The organism is Citrobacter sp. Cpo071 (genome assembly GCF_030332765.1).
GTDB lineage: Bacteria > Pseudomonadota > Gammaproteobacteria > Enterobacterales > Enterobacteriaceae > Citrobacter > Citrobacter portucalensis.
Genome location: NZ_JAOWHE010000088.1, coordinates 15,351 through 40,962 on the forward strand (window position 1 = coordinate 15,351; position 25,612 = coordinate 40,962).

Genomic DNA, 25,612 nt, shown 5'->3' on the forward strand with positions numbered 1-25,612 from the left:
CATGTCTCAGGCTATAGGGATTTTAGAACTCACCAGCATTGCCAAAGGAATGGAAGCGGGTGATGCCATGTTAAAAAGCGCGAATGTGAATTTACTGGTCAGCAAGACCATCTGCCCGGGAAAATTTCTACTCATGCTCGGTGGTGACGTAGGTGCCGTACAACAGGCGATTGCCACTGGAACATCTCTTGCTGGCGATATGCTCGTTGACAGTCTGGTACTCCCCAACATTCATGCCAGCGTACTCCCCGCAATCAGCGGCCTAAACAGCGTGGATAAGCGTCAGGCTGTTGGTATTGTCGAAACATGGAGCGTTGCTGCCTGCATCTGCGCCGCCGACCGGGCGGTTAAAGCCTCCAACGTCACGCTGGTACGTGTCCATATGGCATTTGGTATTGGCGGCAAGTGCTACATGGTCGTTGCTGGCGATGTATCCGATGTGAATAACGCAGTGACGGTTGCCAGTGAAAGTGCGGGTGAAAAAGGCCTGCTGGTTTACCGCTCGGTCATACCTCGCCCGCATGAAAGCATGTGGCGACAAATGGTGGAGGGATAATGGAAAGACAACCCACCACGGATCGAATGATTCAGGAATATGTACCAGGCAAACAGGTCACGCTGGCGCATCTTATTGCTAATCCAGGTAAAGATTTGTTCAAGAAGCTGGGATTACCAGATGCGGTTTCCGCAATCGGTATTCTGACCATTACCCCCAGCGAAGCCTCAATCATCGCCTGTGATATCGCCACGAAATCCGGGGCGGTAGAGATTGGTTTTCTCGACCGGTTTACCGGCGCGGTGGTACTGACGGGTGATGTTTCCGCCGTTGAGTACGCGCTGAAACAGGTAACCCGAACGCTCGGCGAAATGATGCGTTTTACCGCGTGTCCCATCACCCGGACGTAATCTCATGAAACGTATCATGCTAATTGGCCCCAGCCAGTGCGGTAAAACGTCGCTCACGCAGTGCATGCGGGGAGAGGCGCTTCACTATCAGAAGACCCAGGCCATAGTCTGGTCTCCTACGACAATAGACACACCGGGTGAATATCTTGAGAACCGCTGCCTGTACAGCGCGCTGCTGGCCAGCGCCTGTGAAGCAGACATTATTGCGCTGGTACTCAATGCTGACGCGCCGTGGTCACCATTTTCTCCCGGTTTTACCGGACCAATGAACCGACCCGTTATTGGCCTCGTTACCAAAGCCGATTTAGCCAATCCGCAGCGTATTTCTCTTGTGGAGAGTTGGTTAGTTCAGGCTGGTGCGCAAAAAGTATTTGTCACCAGCGCGCTGGAGAATACTGGGGTCGATGAGATGTTCATTTTTCTGAATGCAAAGGAACCTTCATGTCTCACAAAATAATGGCCATTAATGCAGGTAGTTCCTCGCTTAAATTTCAACTACTGGCGATGCCGCAGGGTGAAATGATCTGTCAGGGGTTGATTGAACGTATCGGTTTGTCTGATGCGCAGGTCACCCTAAAAACGCCAGCGCAGAAATGGCAGGAGACTTTGCCCGTAGCCGATCACCGTGAAGCCGTAACGTTGCTCCTGGAAAAACTGCTCAACCACCACATTATCAACAGTCTGGAAGAGATCGACGGCGTGGGTCATCGCGTCGCGCACGGCGGAGAATCTTTTAAAGATTCCGCGCTGGTAACTGATGAAACGCTGGCAGAAATCGAGCGACTCGCGGAACTGGCCCCTCTGCATAACCCGGTAAATGCGTTGGGGATCGCGGTATTCCGCCAGCTATTGCCCAAAACACCAGCCGTTGCGGTGTTCGACACCGCCTTTCATCAAACGCTTGATGAGCCTTCTTTCATCTATCCCCTGCCCTGGCGTTACTATGCAGAGTTGGGTATTCGTCGCTATGGTTTTCATGGTACCAGCCACAAATACGTTAGCTCACAGCTTGCTGAAAAACTGGGTGTACCACTCAGCGCCCTGCGCGTTGTTTGTTGTCATCTGGGCAACGGCAGCAGCATCTGCGCCATCAAAGGCGGACAATCGGTGAATACGTCAATGGGCTTTACGCCGCAGTCTGGCGTGATGATGGGCACGCGAAGTGGCGATATCGATCCGTCCATTTTACCGTGGATTGCCCTGCGAGAAGGCAAAACACCGCAGCAGCTCAACCAATTGCTCAACAATGAGTCCGGATTGCTCGGTGTTTCTGGCATCTCCCCTGACTACCGCGACGTTGAACATGCCGCAGATACGGGCAATCACCAGGCTGCGCTGGCGTTGACGCTTTTTGCTGAGCGCATTCGAGCCACCATTGGTAGCTATATTATGCAGATGGGCGGTCTGGATGCCCTGGTGTTTACCGGTGGTATTGGCGAAAACTCCGCACGGGCGCGCGCTGCGATTTGTCGTAACCTGAATTTCCTGGGGCTGGCCGTTGATGAGGAAAAAAATCAGCGTAATGCTACCTTCATTCAGACGGAAAATGCGATGGTCAAAGTGGCGGTGATTAATACCAATGAAGAGCTGATGATTGCGCAAGACGTTATGCGTTTAGCGATATCTGAAACTGTGACATTGGGCATTCCTGCATAATACTGCCGCACCGCAAATTGCGGCAAATCATGGTAATAGCGCGATCGCCATGACACTATGCGCCGAGGATTGCTGATCACATAGGTGAAGACGTGGCTGTTGCGCAATGTCCCGCATCGTGCGGAGAACTTATCCAGGGCTGGATTCTGGGCAGTGAGAAATTGGTCTCCTGCCCGGTTGAATGGTATAGCACCGTTGAGGTCACTTCAGGTTCACCGCTGACAGATGAACGTCCACTTTCGCGGGCGATGGTTGAGAGGTTATTGCTGCACTGGCAATACCCGGCACAAATGAGTCAGGATATTCGAATTGATGTCCAGTCAACCATTCCTGTCGCTAAAGGGATGGCCAGCAGCACAGCGGATATCGCCGCCACGGCAATCGCCACAGCGCAGTATCTGGGGCATCAGCTAGACGAATCTACTCTGGCGCAGCTTTGCGTTTCGCTGGAACCTACCGACAGCACCGTTTTCCGCCAGCTTACGCTGTTCGATCATAACGACGCCTCCACGCAAATTGCCTGTGAAGCCCAGCCTCAACTCGATCTGCTGGTTCTCGAAAGCCCGGAAACCTTGCTTACTGCTGATTATCACCGTACTCCACGTCAGTCAGGGTTACTGGCAGGCGCTCCAGCGCTGAAACGCGCATGGGAAAAGGTACAGGAAGCCTGTATCAGTCAAAATCCTTATCGGATGGGTGAAGCCGCCACGCTGAGCGCGATCGCCAGCCAGTTGCTGTTACCTAAACCAAATTTTGATTCACTTTTAGCGCTGGTAGAAGAATGTGATTTATACGGTGTCAACGTTGCGCACAGTGGCAGCGTAGTCGGTCTGATGCTCGACAGAAAGCGTCATGATGTGGACTACATTAAATGGATGCTGACGCAGAAAAAATTGACGGTACACTGGCCGGAACAGCATTTGTTGCGGATGGTAACTGGCGGGGTCGAACTGCAATAAGGGCCGCCGCTAAGCAGCGACCCGGACAAGCATAAAATCGTTACTCGGCTTTCGCTTCGCCGTTTTTCACTTCGCCCATCGCTTTCAGCTTTTTAGAGATGTCGCGGCGCTCTTTAGAGATCTCAGCGTTTTTGATGATGTAATCATCAACACGATCTTCATAATCGCTTTTCATGCTGGCGATAATGCCCTGAATCGCTTCCACGCTCATTCCAGGCTTGATGTAGTCGCTCAGGTTGTCCAGCAGCAGAACACGTTTCTGGTTGTCACGGATCTTTTTCTCAACGTCCTGGATTTCACGTTGCAGTTTGTTTTTACGACGGAACAGACGAACAAATTCCAGCACATCCTGGAAAGAAGGCTTGGTAGTTTCCATTTTTACACCCCTGATAATGTGAGATTCGGATTCGTTAAAACAACGGCTAAAGTGGGTCAACATTACTTTCATGCCCGCCATACTTCAAGTTGCATCTGCATCGACCATGCATGGTTGAAACCTGAATTATCGAGGGTAAAGCCATTGCAGTTACCAATGGTTTTAGCCTTTTTCAGTATCATACCTCTATTCGTTGCTGAATCGAAGCAGCAGTAGAACCAATCCCCTCATCTGCTCTTTATTTGCGCAGCGCGCGACAGATCAAATGAGAGAGCAACTCCAGCTGTCGCGCCATTTCCATATTTAGCCAAACGTAGCCGTGAATGGGCGTTTCAGCGACATTATCGCCCTTATGCTCAGCAATAAGCTGACGTAACTCCACCACGGTGTCATTGAGTTTTTCCGTATTGGCAAGCACCGGTTGTGGATTACCTTCATACAATGCATGGGTTATCGTCAGTAGCGCCTGTTGTGTCCTGAGCTGTGTTTCACGCAAAGTATGCGCATTCAACATAACAAAGTGGCTGGTACGGCTGGCCCAGAGCGCATTGATTTGCAGCTCAAGCATGCAGACCAGGTTACGATTAACCGTCTGAATAGCTTCAAAGATGGATTTTTGAATGCGGGTTTCTTTGCTGGCAGGAACGATGAGCCCACGCATTTTGACAACATCACTTAAAAGCTGTTGTAAATGCTTCTCCAGTCGCGGTTGCTCCAGCAGGTTGGGAGATAGCGCAGCCTGATACACCCGATTGTACCCCGTTACGCAATGCGCCAGCTGAATTCGCCAGTGTATAAATGCCCGCTGCGGCCAGATACCGGTAAACAGCATTGCCAGTAATGAACCCAGAATAACATCGCCGCCGCGCCATAACGCTGTGTTCATATCACCAGCGGGGGCGCCCACAACGACCGCAAGCGTTATACCAATCAGCAACGCCTGATACGGCTTTTTACCCAGTGCCAGCCAGCCGCAGAGAAACATCGCTACCGCGCACCATATCAGCATTAGCGGAAGTGAAAAGAGTTCCAGACGCAGGGCCACCAGCCCAAGTACCGAACCCAGAATTGTCCCGCCAATACGCTCAAACGCTCTGGGGACAACGTTCCCCCAAAAAGAAATTGGCCCCATGATTACCACCAGCGTAATCAGAGGCCATGTACCTTCAGGAATGTTCAACAGGCGAACCAACAGAAAAGTAAAAAGAAACGCCAGCGCAATGCGAACACCATGCACCACACGATAGTGACGATACAAACGAATTTCAAAAGGACTCAGTGACTTATCTGCACGCACTCATGCACTCCGTCAGGGAATTGCAAAGAACAGAATTGTACCTGTTTTTTGAGTGAAAACATCACCCTGATGACCAGGACATTCATCCTGATTTACACCAAAAACAGTTACTTCGACTGTACCGGCACGTACATTTCAATGTCCCAGTAGCCGTCCTCCATGCCATTGTTCATATAAACTTCAAAGCAAGGTTTAGCGGCTATCGCATACGTCGAATCCTGCAGCAGGCGCTCAAAGAACTGATACCACGGCGTCGCGAAGTCATGATTTTCAACGCGCGCAACGGCGATAGCATAGTCGCCCCCCGCCAGTTCGGTCTGGATCACCCCTTCGCTGTTTTCTGGGATCTCAAAACCTTCAGGCACAGACACCACGGTATCACAACGAAGTTTTTCCGCCGGAACAACGTCAGGATTGTCGTAATAAACAGCTATCCATTCCAGCGGTACGATCTGCTTACCGTCGACCCACATCATTAACTGCTCGAAACCCTGCTTTACCGTTTGTTCCCACGGTCCAACCATATGGAAACCGGCAATTATGCGTTTCTCAACCTGCTTTATCTCGTACTCCATATAACCTCCGTTATTACACTGTATTTATATACAGTGTAATTTATAGGTATGACGGCCACAAGGAATCAGTGATTATTATGTGAGCAGATTCGCACTCTTGCCAGTCAGGCACATCAGGAAAAACTACGCCTTGTGGTGGAAATAATCGCTCAAACGCGAGAAGACGCCGCCTTCGTTGACAGACTCCAGCGTAACCAGAGGCCAGTGCGCCACCAGTTTATCCCGATCGTAGAGTTCAATTTCCCCCACACGTTGATGGGCAGCAATGGGGGCAACCAGTTCTTTCTTATCAAGAACATATTTTGCCTTGATATTAGCGACTTCGGCTTTAGGCAGGGCCATCCAGAAATCCTGCTCTGTGCCAAGGCTAATTTTTTCTTTATCGCCGTACCAGATCCGTTCAATACCAACCTGCTTACCGCTACGTAATACCTGCACGGTATCGAAGTTCTGTTGTCCCCATTGCAGCAGTTTTCGCGCCTGGTCTTCACGCCCTTTCGCACTCTCCGCCCCCATCACAACTGCAATCAGGCGGCGCTGCCCATCAACGGCAGAAGCAATCAGGTTGAATCCAGCGCCGGAGGTATGTCCTGTCTTCAGACCATCGACGTTCATAGTTTTATCCCACAACAAACCGTTACGGTTTTGCTGCGTGATTCCGTTCCAGGTAAGGCTTTTTTCACTGTACATATGGTAGAAATCCGGCTCTCCATGGATGATAGCTCTCGACAGCACGGCCAGATCGTAAGCTGAGCTATGCTGACCTGGCGCATCCAGACCATGTACCGTTTCAAAATGCGTGTCCCGCAGGTTCAGCTTTTGCACATAGCTGTTCATCATCGCGACAAACTGCGGCTGCCCTCCGGCGATGTAATCCGCCAGCGCCACGCAGGCATCATTACCGGAATCAACAATTAGCCCGCGACTCAGGTCGCGCACAGAAACGCGATCACCTTCTTTCAGGAACATTAAGGATGAACCGACGAATACCGGATTATCTTTCGCCCAGGCATCGCGCCCTACGGTGACAATATCTGTTGGACTAATACGCTTGCTGTCGATTGCGCGATCAACAACATAGCCGGTCATCAGCTTGGTCAGGCTGGCAGGGTTGCGCTGCTGGTGTTCATTTCCGGCTGTCAGGATTTGGCCCGTGGTGTAATCCATTAATACCCACGCACCGGCATTAATTGCCGGAGGCTGTGGAGCGAAACTGGCGACGTCGGTCGCGTACGCGGGCGAAAAACTCATCGCAAATAGTGAAGCGGCAATAAACAAACGGCGTTTCAACAGCATGTCCTCAGGAAATGGAGAAATAGCCGTTCTTTTTACGGAAGTTCTGGCGAACAAACATGGATAAATTGCAAGAAAATGTGACATAAGGCACATTTTCTTGCTGTAAGGAAAGGTTTTCAGATATCAACCGCGGCGGGCATTACCCTTTGCGCGGTGCTGTCTCTGCGTGATGGCTGCGATGACGATGATAGCCATCTATCATGCTGCGGAAAATTTGCCCCGGCGTGTCACCCAGCGTGCACAGGTAAATATGCGCACAGATGAACAGTAAGCCGACAATCGCCAACACCATATGCAGCACCAGCATCACAGGCCCTGCCCCTATCACCTGCGGGTAGAGGCATAACAACCCGGTGATGATTAGCAGCGGAACCAGCGCATACATGATGGCCAGATAAGCCAGCTGTTGTAGCGGGTTAAATTTACTCTCTGCCGTTGCGGCAAACGGGTGTGGTTCACCCTTCATGATGCCATACAGATAAAAGCGCGTTTGCAACAAGCAGCGTGATATCAACCCGTTAAACTTCACCCGGTAATGACAACCGTTGCCGCTGGTTGCGTTGATTAGCACAAAACCAACCCAGAAGGCCAACAAGGCGAAACCGCACCAGGTATGTACCTGCACCATCAATGCCACCGGTCCGACAGAGAAGTGACCAAACAGGCCACTCAGCAAAAGCAGGATAAAAAGCAGCGCATTACCCCAGTGCCAGCGGCGGACTGCCAGAGAATAAAGGTAATCCCGATGTTCTTCTCCGGTTGCTGTTTTGGGTGCCAGCATCCGACGTAACAGCGCGTGCATAACCAGGCCCGCAATCATCAGCACAATAACAACGCCTGCATAAATGAGCCACAGCGGCCAGTAGTCCGGCGCATAGTTAAGCTCTGCTCCCCAGATAGAATTCATGCTTTACCCTCCTGATGGATCTCTTTACGCCGATAAACACTCACCGGACCGCTACGCGTATCCTGCTGGCGATAAACCTCTTTTTGATTTATCCAGTGCTGAATTTCCGGGTCGTCACGACGACCAAATTTCAGCGCATCCGTCGGACAAACGGAAACGCAGGCGGGCGATTGACCGCTCTCGAGTCGGGTATCTGCGCAGAAGTTACATTTGTCGGCAATTCCCGTTTGCGGATTGAGATAACGGACATGGAACGGACAAGCGGCAACGCAGTAGTCACAGCCAATACAGCGAGACTTATCCACTTGCACAATGCCATTTTCGTCGCGAAATGATGCACCGGTCGGACAAACGCTGACACACGGCGCATCTTCACAATGCTGACAGGAAACGCGAACAAACTGGAAGTGGGACAGCACCTCGGGTTCATGTTCGGGTGAACGGATCAGCACCTGTAGACGGCTAAATCCCTCTGGCACATCATTCAGAACTTTGCAGGCAACCGTACATGCCTGACAGCCGATACAGCGTTTCTCGTCATGCAGCATGACATAAGGGTTCGTAGATTGATTCATGATGTTCTCCTTTCTCATGCCCGACGAAGCGTAACGCCAGCGGTGTGGACCACCGTACCGGAAACCGGACTGGTAACATGCGGAAGCAAATTACCGCAATGGATACCGTGCGTTGTCGCTGCGGTTTTGGCTCCCGCCTTGGCGCCAAATCCCATATAAACAAACAGCGTATCGGGCCGAATTCCGGCGGTGACCAGCGCTTTGCCTTTTTCCTTGCCGGTCGCATTTTCCAGCCAGATGTCATCACCGCTTTTGATGCCTTTTTCACGGGCCGTTTGCGGGTGGATCCACACCGCGTTATCCCACATCAACTCGCTAAGCAGTGGCACGTATTGCGTCGCACCGTTGGTATGAACCGCCACTTTTCCCTGGATAAAATAGAGTTCACTGTCGCCTTTAAGCGCAAAATTGCGCGCGCGCGGAATACCGTATCCAGGCAGGAGCGTTTCCAGCTCTTCGGAATAGAGTTCGATTTTTCCTGACGGAGATTTAAAGCGCAGTTGCTCGCCATAGGTACCGTCGCTGTCAACCGCCACCGCGCCCGGATAGCGTTCCACAAACTGACGCACCGCTTCAGGTTCACGCAGCAGCAACGGAACACCCCACTCCCGATACCCTTTCTGACGCAATTCAGCAGATAGCGCATGATCGCCATTAAGCTGGTATAACTGACGCGTTTGCATATCCTGCCATGGGTAGAATTGGCCAAGGCCTAACTGCACGGCCAGCTCTTTCCAGATTTGCCAGCTCGGACGCGCATCACCAATAGGTTCTACTACCTGCTGACGCAGGGCATAGGCTGGATTCAGACCCGACATGTCTGAAACTTCTTCATCGCGCTCAAGGTAAGTACATTCAGGCAAAAGGTAGTCGGCATACGCCGCGCTTTCGCTTAGGTAGACATCACAACTGACCACAAGGTCGAGCTGTTCAACGGTTTTGACCAGATCTGGTCGACAGGTTACGGTTTGGAAAGGGTTGTGTCGGGACATAATCCATCCCTTCACCGGATAAGGCGTCTGATTTAACACAGCATCAATGATGCTTTGCACCACACCACCGCCCGCCGCGATGTACTTAAACTGCGGGGCTACCAGATCGATACGCTGCGCCGTTGGCTTGGGTAATTTGACATCGGGTTTTGCCAGCACCGGAGCGACCTTCTCTCCAGCCAGCTTATTGTAAGTTGCCGCCGCTTTTTTCTGATACAAACCGCCTTCACGCTCAATATTGCCAAGCAGCACATTGAGGGTAAAAATCATGCGCCGCATATCAATTTCTTCTTGCGAAAACGTCGCGCGATGGCCCGGACTGACGATAGCATGAGGCGCGCAGGCGGCCATTTCGCGGGTGACCCGAACAATGACATCAGCAGGCACATCCGCGAGCTGCTGCGCCCATTCCGGCGTGGTCTCTTGTACCGCTTCTGCCAGTTGCTCAAACCCCGTGGTGTAGCGCGCCACAAAGTCCGCGTCATACAGATTTTCATTGATCATGACGTGACACATGGCCATCAGCACCGGTAAATCGCCGCCCGGCTTGAGCGCATGCCATTCATCCGCCTTGCTGGAGAATACGGACAGACGGGGATCGAAGCTGACCATCTTCGCCCCCTTCTCCTGCGCGGTCATCAGCTCATGCGTATCAGCAACCTCGATCCCTTCATAGAGGTTATGGCCAAAAGAGACCATATAACGGGTATTGGCGATATCCATGGCTAAATCGCCACCCATCATAACTTTAGCGGCAATGGCTTTACCGGCAGGACACGTTGATGCATGAGTAAAGGTATTCGGTGACCCGAAAGCGGTCGCGAGGTGAAATAAATGACCAGACAGCGAGCCAGATTTAGACGAGAAGACGACTCCCTGGGGACCATATTGCGTTTTTATTGCCGTCATTTTTTCGGCGATTTCTTTATACGCCTGTTCCCAGCTAATAACCTGCCAGTCACCGCTCCCGCGAGGTCCTGTACGTTTCATGGGTTTAACAATGCGATGAGGGTCGTTGACCAGGCTAACGCCGCTGCCGCCGCGAGCGCAGACACGTGTCCCCTGTTGTGGCGCATTAGGGTTTCCCTGAATAAAAACCGTTTTATTATTAATCACCTGAGCCTGAATTGGGCAGCGAAAAGAACACATCTCGCACAAACTTGGCGTCAGGGATGTTTTCCCTTTGATACTCTCTGGAGAATTTCGCGCCAGTGCCCCAGGCGGGAAACTGCCTATCGCACAGGCTGAACAGCCTATACCCACTCCTCGCAAAAAATTACGCCGACTAATGCTCATATAACCTCCTGTTATTAGATATATCCAATAATTATATGGCGTTTAGATTATTTATTTTTTACATCAGTCACATTTCATTACAATGCATGACAGCGAATTGACATAAATAAAAAACCATTGTTTATAAAAGATTTTTAAAGTTTCCAGAACACAGTAAATAAAAAGGAAATAACAATAATGGTTATCAGTTAGATTATTTACAACCCCGCAACTTCAAGATGTTTTATTTCCGTAATTTATTTTAACAGTGCGGAATTTATTAATTAATTCCATTAATGTCCTGTTTATCTCAATTTTATTGCGTACACAATCCAGCTTCGATAATGCCATAGCTGATTATCTCGCTATTTTTTGGTATTCTTGAACCAGCGCTAAATTGATCCCGGACATAACTGAACAATGAATGACGGCAAGCAGCAACCTGGTTTTCTCTTCCACGATTACGAGACCTTTGGTACCCATCCGGCGCTGGACAGACCCGCGCAATTTGCGGCTATACGCACAGATAATGATTTCAACATCATCGGTGAACCAGAAGTCTTTTATTGCAAACCCGCGGACGATTATCTGCCGCAGCCTGAGGCGGTGTTGATTACGGGTATCACACCGCAGGAAGCACGTGAAAAGGGAGAAAATGAAGCCGCTTTTGCTGCACGCATCCACGCCCTGTTCACCGTGCCGAAAACCTGTATCCTGGGCTATAACAACGTGCGCTTCGATGATGAGGTGACGCGCAACATCCTGTATCGCAATTTCTACGATCCCTATGCCTGGAGCTGGCAGAACGATAATTCGCGCTGGGATCTGCTGGATGTGATGCGCGCCTGCTATGCCCTGCGCCCTGAAGGCATTAACTGGCCGGAAAACGACGACGGCTTACCCAGCTTCCGCCTGGAACATTTGACCAAAGCCAACGGTATTGAGCATACCAATGCTCACGATGCGATGGCGGACGTATACGCCACGATCGCAATGGCGCAATTAGTGAAGTCGCGCCAGCCGCGACTTTTTGATTATCTCTACACCCATCGTAATAAGCACAAGCTGGCCGCGCTGATTGATGTCCCGCAAATGAAGCCGCTGGTCCATGTCTCTGGTATGTTCGGCGCATGGCGCGGAAACACCAGTTGGGTAGCGCCGTTGGCGTGGCATCCGGAGAATCGTAACGCGGTTATTATGGTCGACTTAGCCGGTGATATTTCGCCGCTGCTCGAACTCGACAGTGACGCCCTGCGCGAGCGGCTTTACACGTCTAAAGCGGATCTGGGTGATAACCCGGCCGTACCGGTTAAACTGGTGCACATCAACAAATGCCCGGTACTGGCACAGGCGAATACCCTGCGTCCGGAAGATGCTGACCGTCTTGGTATTAACCGCCAGCACTGTCTGGATAATCTCAAAGTTCTGCGTGAAAATCCGCAGATACGCGACAAAGTGGTCGCGATCTTTGCCGATGCGGAACCCTTTACACCATCAGATAACGTAGATGCCCAACTTTATAACGGCTTTTTCAGCGATGCTGACCGTGCGGCGATGAAAATCGTTCTGGAAACCGAACCGCGCAATTTACCGGCGCTGGATATCTCTTTTGTCGATAAGCGCATTGAACAACTGTTGTTTAATTACCGTGCACGTAACTTCCCCGGAACGCTGGACGAAGCAGAACAGCAACGCTGGCTGGACCATCGTCGCCAGGTATTCACACCGGAGTTTTTGCAAAATTACGCCAATGAACTGCAGCTATTGAGCCAGCAATATGCGGATAACAAAGAAAAGTTGATGCTGCTGAAATCACTCTGGCAGTATGCCGAAGAGATTGTATAAATCCCACGTATAAAAAAACGGAGAACATGTCTCCGTTTTTTTTAGTTAAATGCCGTTATTACGCGACATCTTCGTCGTACTGCGGCACCGGATTGCGGAAGCTTTTGGTCACACAAGCCAGGTAAATCAGACCGATACCGGCCCATATCAGACCCAGAACCATTGAGCTCTCTTCCAGATTCACCCACAACGCACCAACGGTCAGCGCACCGCACATCGGCAGGAACAGATACTGGAAGTGGTCTTTCAGCGTCTTGTTACGCTTCTCACGGATCCAGAACTGGGAGATCACCGACAGGTTAACGAAGGTAAACGCCACCAGCGCACCAAAGTTAATCAGCGCCGTCGCCATCACCAGGTCGAAGTTGATTGCCAGCAGAGCAATCGCACCAACCAGAATGATGTTCATAGACGGAGTACGCCATTTCGGGTGTACATAACCGAAGAAACTTTTCGGGAACACGCCGTCACGCCCCATCACGTACATCAGACGCGCTACGCCAGCATGCGCCGCCATACCGGATGCCAATACGGTAATGGTAGAGAAAATCAGCGCGCCAACCTGGAAGAACTTACCGGCGACGTACAGCATGATTTCCGGCTGCGAAGCGTCTGGATCCTTGAAGCGCGAGATATCCGGGAAGTACAGCTGCAACAGATAGGTGGAGACGATAAAGATCAGGCCACCAATCAGCGCGGTCAGGAAAATCGCACGCGGGATCACACGCTCAGCGTCTTTGGTTTCTTCTGACAGGTTGCTGATACCGTCAAAACCGGTGAACGAGAAGCACAGGATGGTCGCGCCCGTGATCATCGGGATCACGTGTGCATCACCTGACCAGAACGGACGGCTGCTCGCCAGCGTACCGGCACCTTCCCCTTCGAACACGCCATAAACGACCATGCCGAGGATCACTGCAATCAGCACCACCTGCAACAACACGATTACGGTGTTGAAATTCGCAACGGATTTAAGGCTGCGCAGGTTGAAGGCGGTCATAAAGGCCACCAGCGCCACCACGAATATCCATGACGGTATCGACGGCACCAGGGCTTCAAAATAAATTTTTGCCAACAGAATGTTGATCATCGGAGCGAACAGGTAGTCCAGCAGTGATGACCAACCCACCATAAAGCCAACGGTCGGGCTAATGGATTTCTGGGCGTAAGTGTAGGCAGAGCCTGCAGACGGATAGCGACGCACCAGTTTACCGTAGCTCAGTGCGGTAAAGAGGATGGCGATCAGTGCAAAGGCGTAAGCTGTCGGGACGTGACCATCGGTCATTCCTGATACGATACCGAATGTATCGAACAGCGTCATCGGCTGCATATAGGCAAGGCCCATCATGACAACCGGAACCAGCGTAAGCGTTTTACGTAATTCCACGCGAGAGGTGTTTGGAGTAGCGTTATGCGACATGGTTATCCCCCATTACGGCGAAAACCGTCGCGTAAGCAAAAAATTGCCCCATTTTTTGTTAATCCTCAGCGACAACAACTGTCGATTTTTAAGTAAGTATCTATCCGGTACGAAGCCCGGCCTCTTTTATGAATGATTGGTTTGATGCAAAAAAATAACCGACGCGTATTAAAACGTCGGTTAATGTCATTTTTTGCAAGCGGCGTATTTTGCCCTAAATTGGGGAGAAATAACAAGAGATTGAAGCGACCACAAAAGAATATTTTTTCTTAACTGATTGATTTGTCAGCAGCCGTTTTAACATACACCCCCGCAATAGCACTATTTGCTAAAATTTCATCCCGCCACCAGGCACTGGCCAACCCGGCGGTCTGTTCATTCCAGCCTATCCACACGGGTTCAAAGACAATTTGCGCGACCACTTTTTTCTCGATCAGTGCGCCGCTCTCCAGAAATCGCTGCGCCAGGTAGCGCGGAATATAACCACATCCCAGACCGCTGATTTGCAGTTCCAGCTTGGTTTTGAAGTCAAAAACGGTAATAGCTTCCTGATCGTCAAGCACCTGGGAGCCTGAGACGTTGGCATGCTGCGCATTATCGCCCACTACAATGGCGCGAAAACGGCGAATGGTACGACGATTTAACGGTTCCTGTTCCTGCGCCAGCGGGTGATGCGGCGCAACCACAAACACCTGTTCCAAAACCCCGAGCCGTGCAAAGCCAAATTCGCTCGCTGCAGGAGGTTCATGCATGGCACCAACGATAATATCCGCCCGGCCTTGAGTGAGGGCATCCCAGGAGCCGCCCAGCACGCCATTGATAAACTTCAGGCGCGTCACGCTGTGGTGTTGATAGAAAGATTCGATGAGTGGGGCCAGCAGTGAAAAGGGAAACGTATCATCTACGCCAATAACCAGTTCATTCTCCCAGCCTTCGTGAAGTTTAATCGCCTGCTTTTCAAGTTCGCGGACGGTGTGCAGCACCTCCCGCCCCTTTTCCAGCAGCATCTGCCCGGTGCGGGTGAACTTAGCCCGGTGTCCGCTGCGATCGAGTAGCTGAATATTAAGATCGCTTTCCAGCTTATGGACGGTGTAGCTAAGCGCAGACGGCGTCTTAAACAATTTTGCCGACGCCGCCGCGAAACTGCCCTCTTTTTCTAATGCATCGAGGATGATAAGAACGTCCAGCAGTGGTTTCATACTCGCCCCCTGGCGGTATACAGCGGCACTCTGCTGGATTGTCACTCCATCGGCATCACCAGCGGGTCAGGATACTGGTACTCAAACCCAAGCTCATTACAAATACGGTTGCCATCAATGACTTTACCTTTACCGTTATCCGTACCGCCGCGAAATTCCGGCGGCTCCATCCCCAACTGGCGGGCCATCTGCGGATAGAACACGTTACGCGCTGGATGCATAGGCGCACATATATTATAGATGTGTCCCCCTTTAGGCGCTTGCAGCAGTAACGTGATGGCAGAAACCACATCGTCCAGATGCACCAGATTGACGCCATGATGTCCGTCAGGTGCCGTCTTGCCAGCGAAGAAGCGACCAGGATGTCTTCCCGGACCGACCAACCCGGCCAGACGCAAAATATCCACCGACGTGCCTGGCAAATTGTGCAACCAGTCTTCAAGTTCTTTCAGGACACGACCGCTCGCCGTGACCGGATTACGCGGCGTCCCCTCTTTCACTGTGCCTTGAACGTCACCATAGACTGACGTCGAACTGGTAAAAATAATTCGTGGGATCCGATACGCCAGCGCGCTGTCGACCAGCTCCTGCATTGCCTGCAAGTAAAATGCTTCCCCAGGACCGCTACGACGCGCAGGCAGCGTAATAACCAGCGCATCGGCGTCCATCAGTGCATCGAGATCGTCAGCCTCACAGACCAGTTCAGGTTCCAGGCGCAGCGAATAACTCTCGATACCGCTCATGCGGGCCGCTTCCACCCCATCCAATGTGGTTTTGCTGCCGGTAACCTGCCAGCCTCTCGCCGCCAGCGACATGGCTAACGGCATGCCTAACCAACCTAACCCGACAATTGCGACCTTTTTCATGCCTTCTCTCCTGACTTTTGGCCTATAACGCAAGGCTACGCCAGCCCACGGTGGCTGACAATTCATAGTATCAATATGAAATGAATTAATGATCAAAAAAAGCCCTTGCTTTCCGTAGCTAAAGTGGTTTAGGTTAAAAGACATCAAATGAATAAACATTCATCGAGAAAATTTATGACACGCGCTCAATTCAAACACCATCATCACCATCATCCTGACTAGTCTTTCAGGCGATGTGTGCTGGGAGACGTTTAAATCTTCCAGCGGTGCATGAGCGTATGAGAAAGCCCCCGGAAGATTTCTTCCGGGGGCTTTTTTTTGTGCGTGACCCAAACTGATTCAGACAGGATAACGAGGAATAAAGAATGTTAGACAACACCCGTTTACGCATAGCTATGCAGAAATCAGGCCGCTTAAGCGATGATTCACGCGAATTACTGGCCCGTTGCGGCATTAAAATTAATCTTCACACCCAGCGCCTGATTGCGATGGCGGAGAACATGCCGATCGATATTCTGCGCGTGCGTGATGACGATATCCCGGGTCTGGTGATGGACGGTGTCGTTGACCTCGGCATCATCGGGGAAAACGTTCTGGAAGAGGAACTGCTCAACCGCCGGGCACAGGGTGAAGACCCTCGCTATTTTACTCTGCGCCGTCTGGACTTCGGCGGCTGCCGTCTCTCGCTGGCTACCCCGGTTGATGAAGCCTGGGATGGCCCGGCAGCGCTGAACGGTAAACGTATCGCGACCTCTTACCCGCACCTGCTCAAACGTTATCTCGATCAGAAAGGAGTTTCGTTTAAATCTTGTCTGTTAAACGGCTCAGTAGAAGTCGCTCCCCGTGCGGGTCTGGCTGATGCGATTTGCGATCTGGTATCCACCGGCGCAACGCTTGAAGCCAACGGTCTGCGCGAAGTAGAAGTGATCTACCGCTCTAAAGCCTGTCTGATTCAGCGCGACGGCGAAATGGCCGAAGCCAAGCAACAACTGATCGACAAACTGCTAACCCGTATCCAGGGGGTTATTCAGGCCCGTGAATCCAAATACATCATGATGCACGCGCCGAGCGAGCGTCTGGACGAGGTCATCGCCCTGTTGCCCGGCGCTGAGCGCCCTACCATTCTGCCTCTGGCGGGCGACCAGCAGCGTGTTGCCATGCACATGGTCAGCAGCGAAACCCTGTTCTGGGAAACAATGGAAAAACTGAAAGCGCTCGGTGCCAGCTCAATTCTGGTGTTGCCGATTGAGAAGATGATGGAGTGATCTGATGCCTGATGGCGCTTCGCTTATCAGGCCTACAAGAATTGTCACAATCATTGATATTACGGGTCTTGTAGGCCGGATAAGGCAGCGCCGCCATCCGGCAACACCCGATGATGGAGTAACGACCATGAGCTTCAATACCCTGATTGACTGGAATAGCTGTAGCCCTGAGCAGCAGCGCGAACTGTTGATGCGCCCGGCAATTTCCGCCTCTGAAAGCATCAGCCGCACAGTGGCTGAGATCCTTGAGAACGTCAAAAATAACGGCGACCGGGCGCTGCGTGAATACAGCGCGAAGTTTGATAAAACCGAGGTTGGCGCGCTGCGCGTCACCGAGGAAGAAATCCAGCAAGCCAGCAGTCGCCTGAGCGACGAACTGAAACAAGCCATGCAGGCGGCGGTGCGTAATATTGATACTTTCCACAGCGCGCAAATTCTACCGCCGGTGGATATCGAAACCCAGCCGGGCGTACGCTGCCAGCAGGTTACCCGCCCTATCGCTTCCGTGGGCATGTATATTCCTGGAGGTTCGGCACCGCTGTTTTCCACCGTATTAATGCTGGCGACCCCGGCGCGCATCGCCGGTTGCAAAAAAGTGGTACTGTGCTCACCGCCGCCGATTGCCGATGAAATCCTCTACGCCGCGCAGCTGTGTGGCGTAAAAGAGGTGTTTAATGTAGGCGGCGCGCAGGCTATTGCCGCGCTGGCGCTGGGCACCGAATCTATTCCTAAGGTCGATAAAATCTTCGGGCCGGGCAATGCATATGTGACCGAAGCCAAACGCCAGGTCAGCCAGCGTCTTGACGGCGCGGCCATCGACATGCCTGCTGGCCCGTCCGAAGTGCTGGTTATCGCCGACAGCGGCGCGACGCCGGACTTTGTTGCCTCTGACCTGCTTTCTCAGGCAGAACACGGCCCCGACTCGCAGGTTATTCTCCTGACGCCAGACGCTACGCTTGCCGAAGGCGTTGCCAAAGCCGTTGAACGCCAGCTCGCTGAGCTTTCCCGCGCTGAGACCGCACGTCAGGCACTCTCCGCCAGCCGCTTAATCGTGGCGAAAGATCTGGCGCAGTGCGTTGAAATATCTAACGCCTACGGTCCGGAACACCTGATTATTCAGACCCGCAACGCGCGTGAACTGGTTGATGAGATCACCAGCGCCGGTTCGGTGTTCCTCGGCGACTGGTCGCCGGAATCCGCAGGCGACTATGCTTCTGGCACCAACCACGTTCTTCCGACCTACGGCTATACCGCGACCTGCTCAAGCCTTGGGCTGGCTGATTTCCAAAAACGGATGACCGTACAGGAATTAACCCCACAAGGTTTCTCTGCCCTGGCCTCAACCATTGAAACACTGGCCGCTGCTGAACGACTGACTGCCCACAAAAATGCCGTCACCCTGCGCGTTAACGCCCTGAAGGAGCAAGCATGAGCACTGACAACTTTCTCAGCGTCACTGATTTAGCCCGTAAGAATGTTCGCGAATTAACGCCCTATCAGTCTGCCCGTCGTCTCGGCGGTAACGGCGATGTCTGGCTCAACGCGAATGAATACCCCACCGCCGTTGAGTTCCAGCTCACTCAGCAAACGCTGAACCGCTACCCGGAGTGTCAGCCGAAAGCGGTGATTGAGAATTACGCGCAGTATGCTGGCGTCAAACCGGAGCAGGTGCTGGTCAGCCGCGGCGCAGATGAAGGGATCGAACTGCTGGTGCGCGCGTTTTGCGAACCCGGTAAAGATGCGATTCTGTACTGCCCGCCGACTTATGGCATGTACAGCGTCAGCGCCGAAACGATTGGCGTTGAGTGCCGCACCGTTCCAACACTCGACGACTGGCAACTGGATTTGCAAGGCATCGCGGACAAGCTTGATGGCGTGAAGGTAGTCTACGTATGCAGCCCTAATAACCCAACCGGCCAGCTGATTAACCCGCAGGATCTGCGTTCACTGCTCGACATGACGCAAGGTAAAGCTATTGTGGTCGCTGATGAGGCCTATATTGAGTTTTGCCCGCAGGCCACGCTGGCAGGCTGGCTGTCTGAGTATCCGCATCTGGTGATATTACGCACGTTGTCCAAAGCGTTTGCGCTCGCCGGTTTACGCTGCGGATTTACGCTGGCGAATGAAGAGGTTATCAATCTGCTGTTAAAAGTGATTGCCCCTTACCCACTCTCTACGCCGGTGGCAGATATCGCCGCCCAGGCGCTGACGCCGCAAGGGATTTCCGCCATGCGTAAACGCGTAGAGCAGATCCTGCAAGAACGTCAGTATCTGGTAGATAACCTGAAAACAATTCGCTGTGTAGAGCAGGTATTCGATTCTGAAACCAACTATGTTCTGGCGCGCTTCACCGCCTCCAGCAGCGTATTTAAATCTTTGTGGGATCAGGGCATTATCTTACGAGATCAGAATAAACAACCTTCGTTAAGCGGCTGCCTGCGAATTACTGTCGGAACCCGTGAAGAGAGCCAGCGCGTCATTGACGCCTTACGTGCGGAGCAAGTATGAGCCAGAAGTATCTTTTTATTGACCGTGATGGAACCCTGATTTCCGAACCGCCAAGTGACTTTCAGGTCGATCGCTTTGACAAACTCGCCTTCGAGCCGGAAGTTGTTCCCGTTTTGCTGAAACTGCAAAAAGCAGGTTTTAAGCTGGTTATGATCACTAACCAGGATGGACTCGGAACCCAGAGTTTCCCGCAGGCTGATTTTGACGGTCCGCATAACCTGATGATGCAAATTTTCACTTCTCAGGGCGTGACGTTTGATGAGGTATTGATCTGCCCGCACCTGCCAGCAGACGAGTGCGATTGCCGTAAGCCAAAAGTGAAGCTGGTTGAACAGTATCTGGTTGAACAGGCCATGGATATGGCGAACAGCTACGTCATTGGCGATCGGGTAACCGATATTCAGCTCGCTGAAAACATGGGCATTAGCGGATTGCGTTACCATCGCGATACCCTGAACTGGGCGATGATCGGCGAGCAGTTGACCAAACGTGACCGCTACGCACACGTTGAGCGTAATACTAAAGAAACGCAGATTGACGTCAAAGTCTGGCTGGACCGCGAAGGCCGCAGCAAAATCAATACCGGCGTTGGCTTCTTTGACCACATGCTGGATCAAATCGCCACCCACGGCGGTTTTCGCATGGAGATTGCCGTCAAGGGCGATCTGTATATAGACGATCACCACACCGTTGAAGATACCGGTCTGGCGCTGGGCGAAGCCTTAAAGCTGGCGTTAGGCGATAAACGCGGCATCAACCGTTTTGGTTTTGTGCTGCCGATGGATGAGTGTCTGGCACGTTGCGCGCTGGATATCTCCGGCCGTCCACACCTGGAGTACCGCGCGGAGTTTACCTACCAGCGCGTTGGCGATCTGAGCACGGAGATGATCGAACACTTCTTCCGTTCACTTTCTTACACTATGGGCGTCACCCTGCACCTGAAAACCAAAGGCAAAAATGACCACCACCGTGTGGAGAGCCTGTTTAAAGCCTTTGGCCGTACGCTGCGTCAGGCGATTCGTGTAGAAGGCGACACGCTGCCCTCCTCAAAAGGAGTGCTGTAATGAACGTGGTGATTCTGGACACCGGTTGCGCCAACCTGCACTCGGTAAAATCCGCCGTCGCACGCCACGGATACGATCCTGTTGTCAGCCGTGACCCGGACGTAGTGCTGCGCGCCGATAAACTGTTTCTGCCGGGCGTCGGCACCGCGCAGGCGGCTATGGACCAGTTGCACGAGCGCGAACTGATTGAACTGATTAAAGCCTGTACTCAACCGGTACTGGGGATCTGTTTAGGTATGCAACTGCTGGGCCGTCGCAGCGAAGAGAGCAACGGTGTCTCCCTGCTGGGCATTATTGAGCAAGACGTCCCGAAGATGACCGATTTCGGTCTGCCGCTGCCGCATATGGGCTGGAATCGCGTCTATCCGCAGGCGGGGAACCGTCTGTTCCAGGGCATTGGAGATGGCGCCTATTTCTACTTTGTACACAGCTACGCTATGCCGGTAAACCCGTGGACCATCGCCCAGTGCAATTACGGCGAACCGTTTACCGCGGCAGTACAAAAAGACAATTTCTTTGGCGTACAGTTTCACCCGGAACGTTCGGGCGCGGCTGGGGCACAGTTGCTGAAAAACTTTCTGGAGATGTAATGATTATTCCGGCATTAGATTTAATCGACGGCACGGTGGTGCGTCTTCATCAGGGCGATTACGCTAAGCAACGTGATTACGGCAACGATCCTCTCCCCCGTTTGCAGGATTATGCAGCCCAGGGTGCTGAAGTGCTGCACCTGGTAGATTTAACCGGCGCAAAAGACCCGGCGCAGCGCCAGATCCCGCTGATCAAAACGCTGGTCGCTGGCGTCAATGTTCCGGTACAGGTTGGCGGCGGCGTGCGTACGGAAGCAGACGTGGCGGCGCTTCTTGACGCAGGTGTGGCGCGCGTGGTGGTGGGTTCGACGGCGGTAAAATCTCCCGAGATAGTCAAGAGCTGGTTTGCCCATTTTGGTGCCGATGCGCTGGTACTGGCGCTGGACGTTCGTATTGACGAGCACGGGAATAAACAGGTTGCGGTCAGTGGCTGGCAGGAAGATTCAGGGGTTTCACTGGAAGAACTGGTTGAGACCTATTTACCCGTTGGCCTGAAGCACGTGCTGTGCACCGATATCTCCCGCGACGGTACGCTGGCAGGCTCAAACGTCGCGCTGTATGAAGAAGTGTGCGCCAAATACCCGCAGGTGGCATTTCAGTCATCTGGCGGCATTGGCGGAATCGAGGACGTAGCGGCCCTGCGCGGGACCGGAGTTCGCGGCGTGATCGTCGGACGCGCCCTGCTGGAAGGAAAGTTCACCGTTGAGGAGGCCATTCAATGCTGGCAAAACGCATAATTCCTTGTCTGGACGTCCGTGACGGGCAGGTGGTAAAAGGCGTCCAGTTCCGTAATCACGAGATTATTGGTGACATCGTCCCGCTGGCAAAACGCTATGCCGATGAAGGCGCAGATGAACTGGTGTTCTATGATATCACCGCGTCCAGCGATGGCCGCGTAGTGGATAAAAGCTGGGTATCACGCGTGGCGGAAGTGATCGATATTCCGTTCTGCGTAGCTGGCGGCATTAAATCCGTCGACGATGCGGCGCGCATTCTCTCCTTCGGGGCGGACAAAATCTCCATCAACTCCCCGGCGCTGGCCGAACCGGAGCTTATCACCCGTCTGGCGGACCGCTTCGGCGTGCAGTGCATCGTGGTGGGCATTGATACCTGGTATGACGCCGACACCGGCAAATATCATGTAAATCAGTATACCGGAGATGAAAGCCGTACCCGCGTCACGCACTGGGAAACACTGGACTGGGTGCAGGAGGTCCAAAAACGAGGCGCGGGCGAAATCGTCCTGAACATGATGAACCAGGACGGCGTACGTAACGGTTATGACCTGGAGCAACTGAAAAAAGTGCGTGATGTTTGCCACGTCCCGCTGATTGCCTCCGGCGGTGCGGGCACCATGGAACACTTTCTCGAAGCTTTCCGGGATGCCGACGTTGACGGCGCGCTTGCCGCCTCCGTCTTTCACAAGCAAATTATCAATATTGGCGAATTAAAAGCGTACCTGGCAACACAGGGCGTGGAGATCAGGATATGTTAACGAAACAACAATGCCGCGAGCTGGACTGGGAAAAAACCGACGGACTGATGCCAGTCATCGTGCAGCATGCGGTTTCCGGTGAAGTATTGATGCTGGGGTATATGAACCCGGAGGCGCTGGATAAAACGCTCGAAAGCGGCAAAGTGACCTTTTTCTCACGGACCAAGCAGCGCCTGTGGACCAAAGGAGAGACCTCCGGTCACTTCCTGAATGTGGTGAGCATTGCGCCTGACTGCGACAACGACACCCTGCTGGTGCTGGTTAACCCGATTGGCCCAACCTGCCATAAAGGCACCTCAAGCTGCTTTGGTGACGCAAGCCACCAGTGGCTGTTCCTGTATCAGCTTGAGCAATTGCTTGCCGAACGTAAAACCGCTGACCCAGCCAGCTCCTACACCGCGAAACTGTATGCCAGCGGCACCAAACGCATCGCACAGAAAGTGGGCGAAGAAGGCGTAGAAACCGCGCTGGCTGCGACCGTTAACGACCGTTTTGAGCTGACAAATGAAGCTTCTGATCTGATGTATCACCTGCTGGTGCTGCTGCAAGACCAGGACCTCGACCTGACGACGGTGATTGAGAATTTACGTAAGCGTCATCAGTAAGTTGCTGATGTAAAAAAACCGGGCTGAGCCCGGTTTTTTGTTGTCAGGTTCAAACTTACTCAGCTTTGGCTTTGTAACCGCGCAGAGCATTTCGCCCCAGCACTACGCCTGCACCAATCATCCCACCGAGCAGAACCGCCAGCACGAGGGTAATCGCTTTTTTCGGGCTGTCACGACGAATCGGTAACGTTGGTTTCATCACATAGCGGTAGGCGTGTAACTCAGCCCCTTCAAGCTTAAGACTTTCAATATCCAACAGCTTTTGCTTGGTCTGGAAGTAGTTATCAGACAATATCAAAGGACGTGTAGATTCGTGCTCAATCATGGACTTCAGGGCATCACTACCCAACAGGAACATACTGTCCTGCGTCACATCCTGCGTCTGCTGAATTTGCGGCTTAGTCACCCCGGCCTGCTCTGCATAACGCAGCGCTTCCTGAATTTGCTTAATTCGTAGATCTTTTTGCTCCTGCGCGACCACTTCCTGAGTTTTCAGAGAGTCTTGCAACGTGGTGGTTTGCAACTTGATATTATCAACCAGGTCAAGCTCCAGCTCTTTAGCAACTTTTTCATCTGTTTGTTGAATGTATTCGGCGAGCTGACGCTGAGCGTCTTCAGGTGAGCTACCCACATAAGAAACCGCTAACGGCAGCGGTTGACCTTTCACAGACTGTTCAATTAACAGTTTCTGCGGTTCTTCCTGATTATCAAGCGTTTCAGCCAATGCAGAGAAAGAGGTACTGAAACGACCAACCACGTTTGTCTGCAGTTCAGTAACCTTGGGCGCACTGGCACCATACAAAACATTGAGGGCGTTGTTATATGTGGCGATCTGACCAACATCCGGTTGAGTAATAATGGCTGTTGAGGTCCATTTCTCCTTAGCAACTGCCAGATAGCCCACAGCAAGCACTATGGCAATAACAATTGCGGTAACGATTGTTACCTTCCCACGCCATAACTGTACCAGTAAATCAATCAGATCAATCTGTTCCGGATCGTGACTGCGCCCGGACATGTTGTTATCACTTACAGACATAGAAACCCTAGATAAGGAAAGACTTAAACTGGGATTAGTTTAGCTATAAATTGCGGCAATGCCATAGGATTAATGATAAAAAAATCAAATTGTTTCAGGGATTTTGATTGGTATTTCAAACACTACTGGAATACGATACGTTTTAAAAAGTGTACTGATGCAGACACGCAATGGACCGTAGAGACGCGCACGCCCACGGCCAGCATGCGCCCTATCACGTCGACAATATCGGCAATAGTTAACCGGTTGAGCTAATGGACTATATCCAGGCTCTGGAAGATGCACTGAGTATTGAAGCGAAGAAAAATATGCTACCGCTACCGCCAGGTGATGTGCTGGAAACCAGCGCGGACACTAAAGCACTGTATGAGGTAATTGGTTTTAAACCTGAAACCACGGTAAAAGATGGGGTGAAGAACTTTGTTGACTGGTACCGTGATTTCTACAAAGTTTGATTACTGGCCTGATTAAAATAAAAAAGGCCTTATATTAAGGCCTTTTTTATGGAGACGAGATTAATCACTACCAAACAAATCGCGGGTATAAACTTTATCGGCAACATCAGCTAATTCTGACACCATGCGGTTAGAAATAATAATATCTGCTTCATTTTTGAACACATTAAGATCACGCACTACCCGAGAGTGGAAAAATTCGTCCTCTTCCACGACGGGTTCGTAAATAATCACAGGCACGCCCTTTGCCTTAATGCGCTTCATGATGCCCTGAATGGATGATGCACGGAAATTATCGGAACCGCTTTTCATAATTAAACGGTATACGCCAACTACTTTAGGTTGACGGGCAAGAATAGAGTCTGCAATGAAGTCCTTACGCGTACGGTTAGCATCAACGATTGCGCCAATAATGTTATTCGGCACAGATGCATAATTCGCCAACAG

The 25,612-nt window shown here is 52.0% G+C and carries 27 protein-coding genes, 2 pseudogenes and 1 other annotated feature; of the genes and pseudogenes, 16 read left to right on the top strand and 13 right to left on the bottom strand.

All coding sequences use genetic code 11. The annotated features are described in order from the left end of the window. Position 1: 1 nt before the first annotated feature. The 5 genes from pduT to OGY09_RS25060 all read left to right on the top strand — a co-directional run bounded on the left by pduT (position 2) and on the right by OGY09_RS25060 (position 3,521). Entirely contained in the window at positions 2–556 is a 555-nt protein-coding gene (gene pduT / locus OGY09_RS25040; RefSeq protein WP_003030201.1) for a propanediol utilization microcompartment protein PduT, read from the top strand. Further along, positions 556–906, top strand: a complete 351-nt coding sequence (pduU, locus tag OGY09_RS25045; protein ID WP_008785151.1) for a propanediol utilization microcompartment protein PduU — start codon at positions 556–558, stop codon at positions 904–906. The genes pduT and pduU overlap by 1 nt, the downstream gene beginning before the upstream one ends. A 4-nt stretch (positions 907–910) precedes the next feature. Next, positions 911–1,363: a propanediol utilization protein PduV gene (gene pduV, locus OGY09_RS25050; RefSeq protein WP_008785152.1), complete on the top strand. Its 453-nt coding sequence runs from the start codon at positions 911–913 to the stop codon at positions 1,361–1,363. Beyond that, positions 1,348–2,562 carry an acetate/propionate family kinase gene (locus OGY09_RS25055; protein WP_008785153.1) on the top strand — a complete coding sequence of 405 codons (1,215 nt, stop codon included), beginning with the start codon at positions 1,348–1,350 and terminating at the stop codon, positions 2,560–2,562. The genes pduV and OGY09_RS25055 overlap by 16 nt, the downstream gene beginning before the upstream one ends. 92 nt (positions 2,563–2,654) lie before the next feature. Continuing rightward, positions 2,655–3,521: an L-threonine kinase gene (locus OGY09_RS25060; RefSeq protein ID WP_275399210.1), complete on the top strand. Its 867-nt coding sequence runs from the start codon at positions 2,655–2,657 to the stop codon at positions 3,519–3,521. 40 nt (positions 3,522–3,561) lie between these two features. Here OGY09_RS25060 and OGY09_RS25065 read toward each other — a convergent pair whose 3' ends face one another. From OGY09_RS25065 to phsA, 7 genes are all read right to left on the bottom strand, one after another. After that, a complete protein-coding gene (locus OGY09_RS25065) occupies positions 3,562–3,897 on the bottom strand; it encodes a DUF496 family protein (protein WP_003834176.1) in 336 nt (111 codons plus the stop codon). A gap of 238 nt (positions 3,898–4,135) precedes the next feature. After that, positions 4,136–5,194, bottom strand: coding sequence for an FUSC family protein (locus OGY09_RS25070; RefSeq protein ID WP_008785155.1), 1,059 nt, complete (start codon positions 5,192–5,194; stop codon positions 4,136–4,138). A 107-nt stretch (positions 5,195–5,301) separates the two neighbouring features. Next, entirely contained in the window at positions 5,302–5,769 is a 468-nt protein-coding gene (gene sbmC / locus OGY09_RS25075) for a DNA gyrase inhibitor SbmC (RefSeq protein WP_008785156.1), read from the bottom strand. A gap of 123 nt (positions 5,770–5,892) precedes the next feature. After that, positions 5,893–7,065 (bottom strand): serine-type D-Ala-D-Ala carboxypeptidase DacD, encoded by a 1,173-nt coding sequence (gene dacD / locus OGY09_RS25080; RefSeq protein WP_048235085.1) that lies wholly within the window; start codon positions 7,063–7,065, stop codon positions 5,893–5,895. Positions 7,066–7,204: 139 nt separating this feature from the next. Next, positions 7,205–7,972, bottom strand: a complete 768-nt coding sequence (phsC, locus tag OGY09_RS25085) for a thiosulfate reductase cytochrome B subunit (RefSeq protein WP_125112533.1) — start codon at positions 7,970–7,972, stop codon at positions 7,205–7,207. Beyond that, on the bottom strand, positions 7,969–8,547 hold the full coding sequence (gene phsB, locus OGY09_RS25090) for a thiosulfate reductase electron transport protein PhsB (RefSeq protein WP_275399211.1): 579 nt from the start codon (positions 8,545–8,547) through the stop codon (positions 7,969–7,971). Before phsB ends, phsC begins: the two co-directional genes overlap by 4 nt. A 14-nt stretch (positions 8,548–8,561) precedes the next feature. Next, positions 8,562–10,835 carry a thiosulfate reductase PhsA gene (gene phsA, locus OGY09_RS25095; RefSeq protein ID WP_008785159.1) on the bottom strand — a complete coding sequence of 758 codons (2,274 nt, stop codon included), beginning with the start codon at positions 10,833–10,835 and terminating at the stop codon, positions 8,562–8,564. Between the two features lie 399 nt (positions 10,836–11,234). On the opposite strand from phsA, the gene sbcB reads away from it, so the two are divergent. Beyond that, positions 11,235–12,659 carry an exodeoxyribonuclease I gene (sbcB, locus tag OGY09_RS25100; RefSeq protein ID WP_275399212.1) on the top strand — a complete coding sequence of 475 codons (1,425 nt, stop codon included), beginning with the start codon at positions 11,235–11,237 and terminating at the stop codon, positions 12,657–12,659. 58 nt (positions 12,660–12,717) lie between these two features. Here sbcB and plaP read toward each other — a convergent pair whose 3' ends face one another. From plaP to OGY09_RS25115, 4 genes and pseudogenes are all read right to left on the bottom strand, one after another. Continuing rightward, a complete protein-coding gene (gene plaP / locus OGY09_RS25105; protein ID WP_003834188.1) occupies positions 12,718–14,079 on the bottom strand; it encodes a putrescine/proton symporter PlaP in 1,362 nt (453 codons plus the stop codon). Then, positions 14,069–14,131, bottom strand: coding sequence for a membrane protein YoeI (gene yoeI / locus OGY09_RS25325; RefSeq protein WP_099045591.1), 63 nt, complete (start codon positions 14,129–14,131; stop codon positions 14,069–14,071). Before yoeI ends, plaP begins: the two co-directional genes overlap by 11 nt. Positions 14,132–14,293: 162 nt before the next feature. Continuing rightward, positions 14,294–15,278, bottom strand: a pseudogene (locus OGY09_RS25110) (LysR family transcriptional regulator). Positions 15,279–15,319: 41 nt separating this feature from the next. Further along, positions 15,320–16,144: an SDR family oxidoreductase gene (locus tag OGY09_RS25115; protein WP_008785162.1), complete on the bottom strand. Its 825-nt coding sequence runs from the start codon at positions 16,142–16,144 to the stop codon at positions 15,320–15,322. A 174-nt stretch (positions 16,145–16,318) separates the two neighbouring features. Between OGY09_RS25115 and hisL the strand changes: the two genes are divergently transcribed. The 9 genes from hisL to hisIE all read left to right on the top strand — a co-directional run bounded on the left by hisL (position 16,319) and on the right by hisIE (position 23,671). Continuing rightward, the gene (hisL, locus tag OGY09_RS25120) at positions 16,319–16,366 is read left to right on the top strand and encodes a his operon leader peptide (RefSeq protein WP_100250077.1); all 48 of its coding nucleotides are present in this window, start codon (positions 16,319–16,321) and stop codon (positions 16,364–16,366) included. Continuing rightward, positions 16,342–16,464 (top strand) — a sequence feature (His leader region). Its footprint overlaps the gene before it by 25 nt. 45 nt (positions 16,465–16,509) lie before the next feature. After that, entirely contained in the window at positions 16,510–17,409 is a 900-nt protein-coding gene (gene hisG, locus OGY09_RS25125) for an ATP phosphoribosyltransferase (protein ID WP_003834191.1), read from the top strand. A gap of 127 nt (positions 17,410–17,536) precedes the next feature. Further along, positions 17,537–18,841 (top strand): histidinol dehydrogenase, encoded by a 1,305-nt coding sequence (gene hisD, locus OGY09_RS25130; protein ID WP_032943908.1) that lies wholly within the window; start codon positions 17,537–17,539, stop codon positions 18,839–18,841. Then, on the top strand, positions 18,838–19,917 hold the full coding sequence (gene hisC / locus OGY09_RS25135) for a histidinol-phosphate transaminase (RefSeq protein WP_032943909.1): 1,080 nt from the start codon (positions 18,838–18,840) through the stop codon (positions 19,915–19,917). Before hisD ends, hisC begins: the two co-directional genes overlap by 4 nt. Continuing rightward, positions 19,914–20,981: a bifunctional histidinol-phosphatase/imidazoleglycerol-phosphate dehydratase HisB gene (gene hisB, locus OGY09_RS25140; RefSeq protein ID WP_032943910.1), complete on the top strand. Its 1,068-nt coding sequence runs from the start codon at positions 19,914–19,916 to the stop codon at positions 20,979–20,981. Before hisC ends, hisB begins: the two co-directional genes overlap by 4 nt. Further along, positions 20,981–21,571 carry an imidazole glycerol phosphate synthase subunit HisH gene (hisH, locus tag OGY09_RS25145; protein ID WP_048215981.1) on the top strand — a complete coding sequence of 197 codons (591 nt, stop codon included), beginning with the start codon at positions 20,981–20,983 and terminating at the stop codon, positions 21,569–21,571. The genes hisB and hisH overlap by 1 nt, the downstream gene beginning before the upstream one ends. Further along, on the top strand, positions 21,571–22,308 hold the full coding sequence (hisA, locus tag OGY09_RS25150; protein WP_048235079.1) for a 1-(5-phosphoribosyl)-5-[(5-phosphoribosylamino)methylideneamino]imidazole-4-carboxamide isomerase: 738 nt from the start codon (positions 21,571–21,573) through the stop codon (positions 22,306–22,308). The genes hisH and hisA overlap by 1 nt, the downstream gene beginning before the upstream one ends. Beyond that, positions 22,290–23,066: an imidazole glycerol phosphate synthase subunit HisF gene (gene hisF / locus OGY09_RS25155; protein WP_060683598.1), complete on the top strand. Its 777-nt coding sequence runs from the start codon at positions 22,290–22,292 to the stop codon at positions 23,064–23,066. Before hisA ends, hisF begins: the two co-directional genes overlap by 19 nt. Continuing rightward, positions 23,060–23,671 carry a bifunctional phosphoribosyl-AMP cyclohydrolase/phosphoribosyl-ATP diphosphatase HisIE gene (gene hisIE, locus OGY09_RS25160; RefSeq protein ID WP_000956425.1) on the top strand — a complete coding sequence of 204 codons (612 nt, stop codon included), beginning with the start codon at positions 23,060–23,062 and terminating at the stop codon, positions 23,669–23,671. The genes hisF and hisIE overlap by 7 nt, the downstream gene beginning before the upstream one ends. Before the next feature lie 55 nt (positions 23,672–23,726). On the opposite strand, the gene wzzB is transcribed toward hisIE, so the two are convergent. Next, positions 23,727–24,710 carry an LPS O-antigen chain length determinant protein WzzB gene (wzzB, locus tag OGY09_RS25165; protein ID WP_032943914.1) on the bottom strand — a complete coding sequence of 328 codons (984 nt, stop codon included), beginning with the start codon at positions 24,708–24,710 and terminating at the stop codon, positions 23,727–23,729. A 159-nt stretch (positions 24,711–24,869) separates the two neighbouring features. Here wzzB and OGY09_RS25170 point away from each other — a divergent pair. Next, a pseudogene (locus OGY09_RS25170) lies at positions 24,870–25,165 on the top strand (protein CapI); the annotation flags it as partial. 60 nt (positions 25,166–25,225) lie between these two features. On the opposite strand, the gene OGY09_RS25175 reads toward OGY09_RS25170, so the two are convergent. Then, the coding region (locus OGY09_RS25175; RefSeq protein ID WP_286591113.1) for a UDP binding domain-containing protein at positions 25,226–25,612 on the bottom strand (387 nt) is incomplete at its 5' end.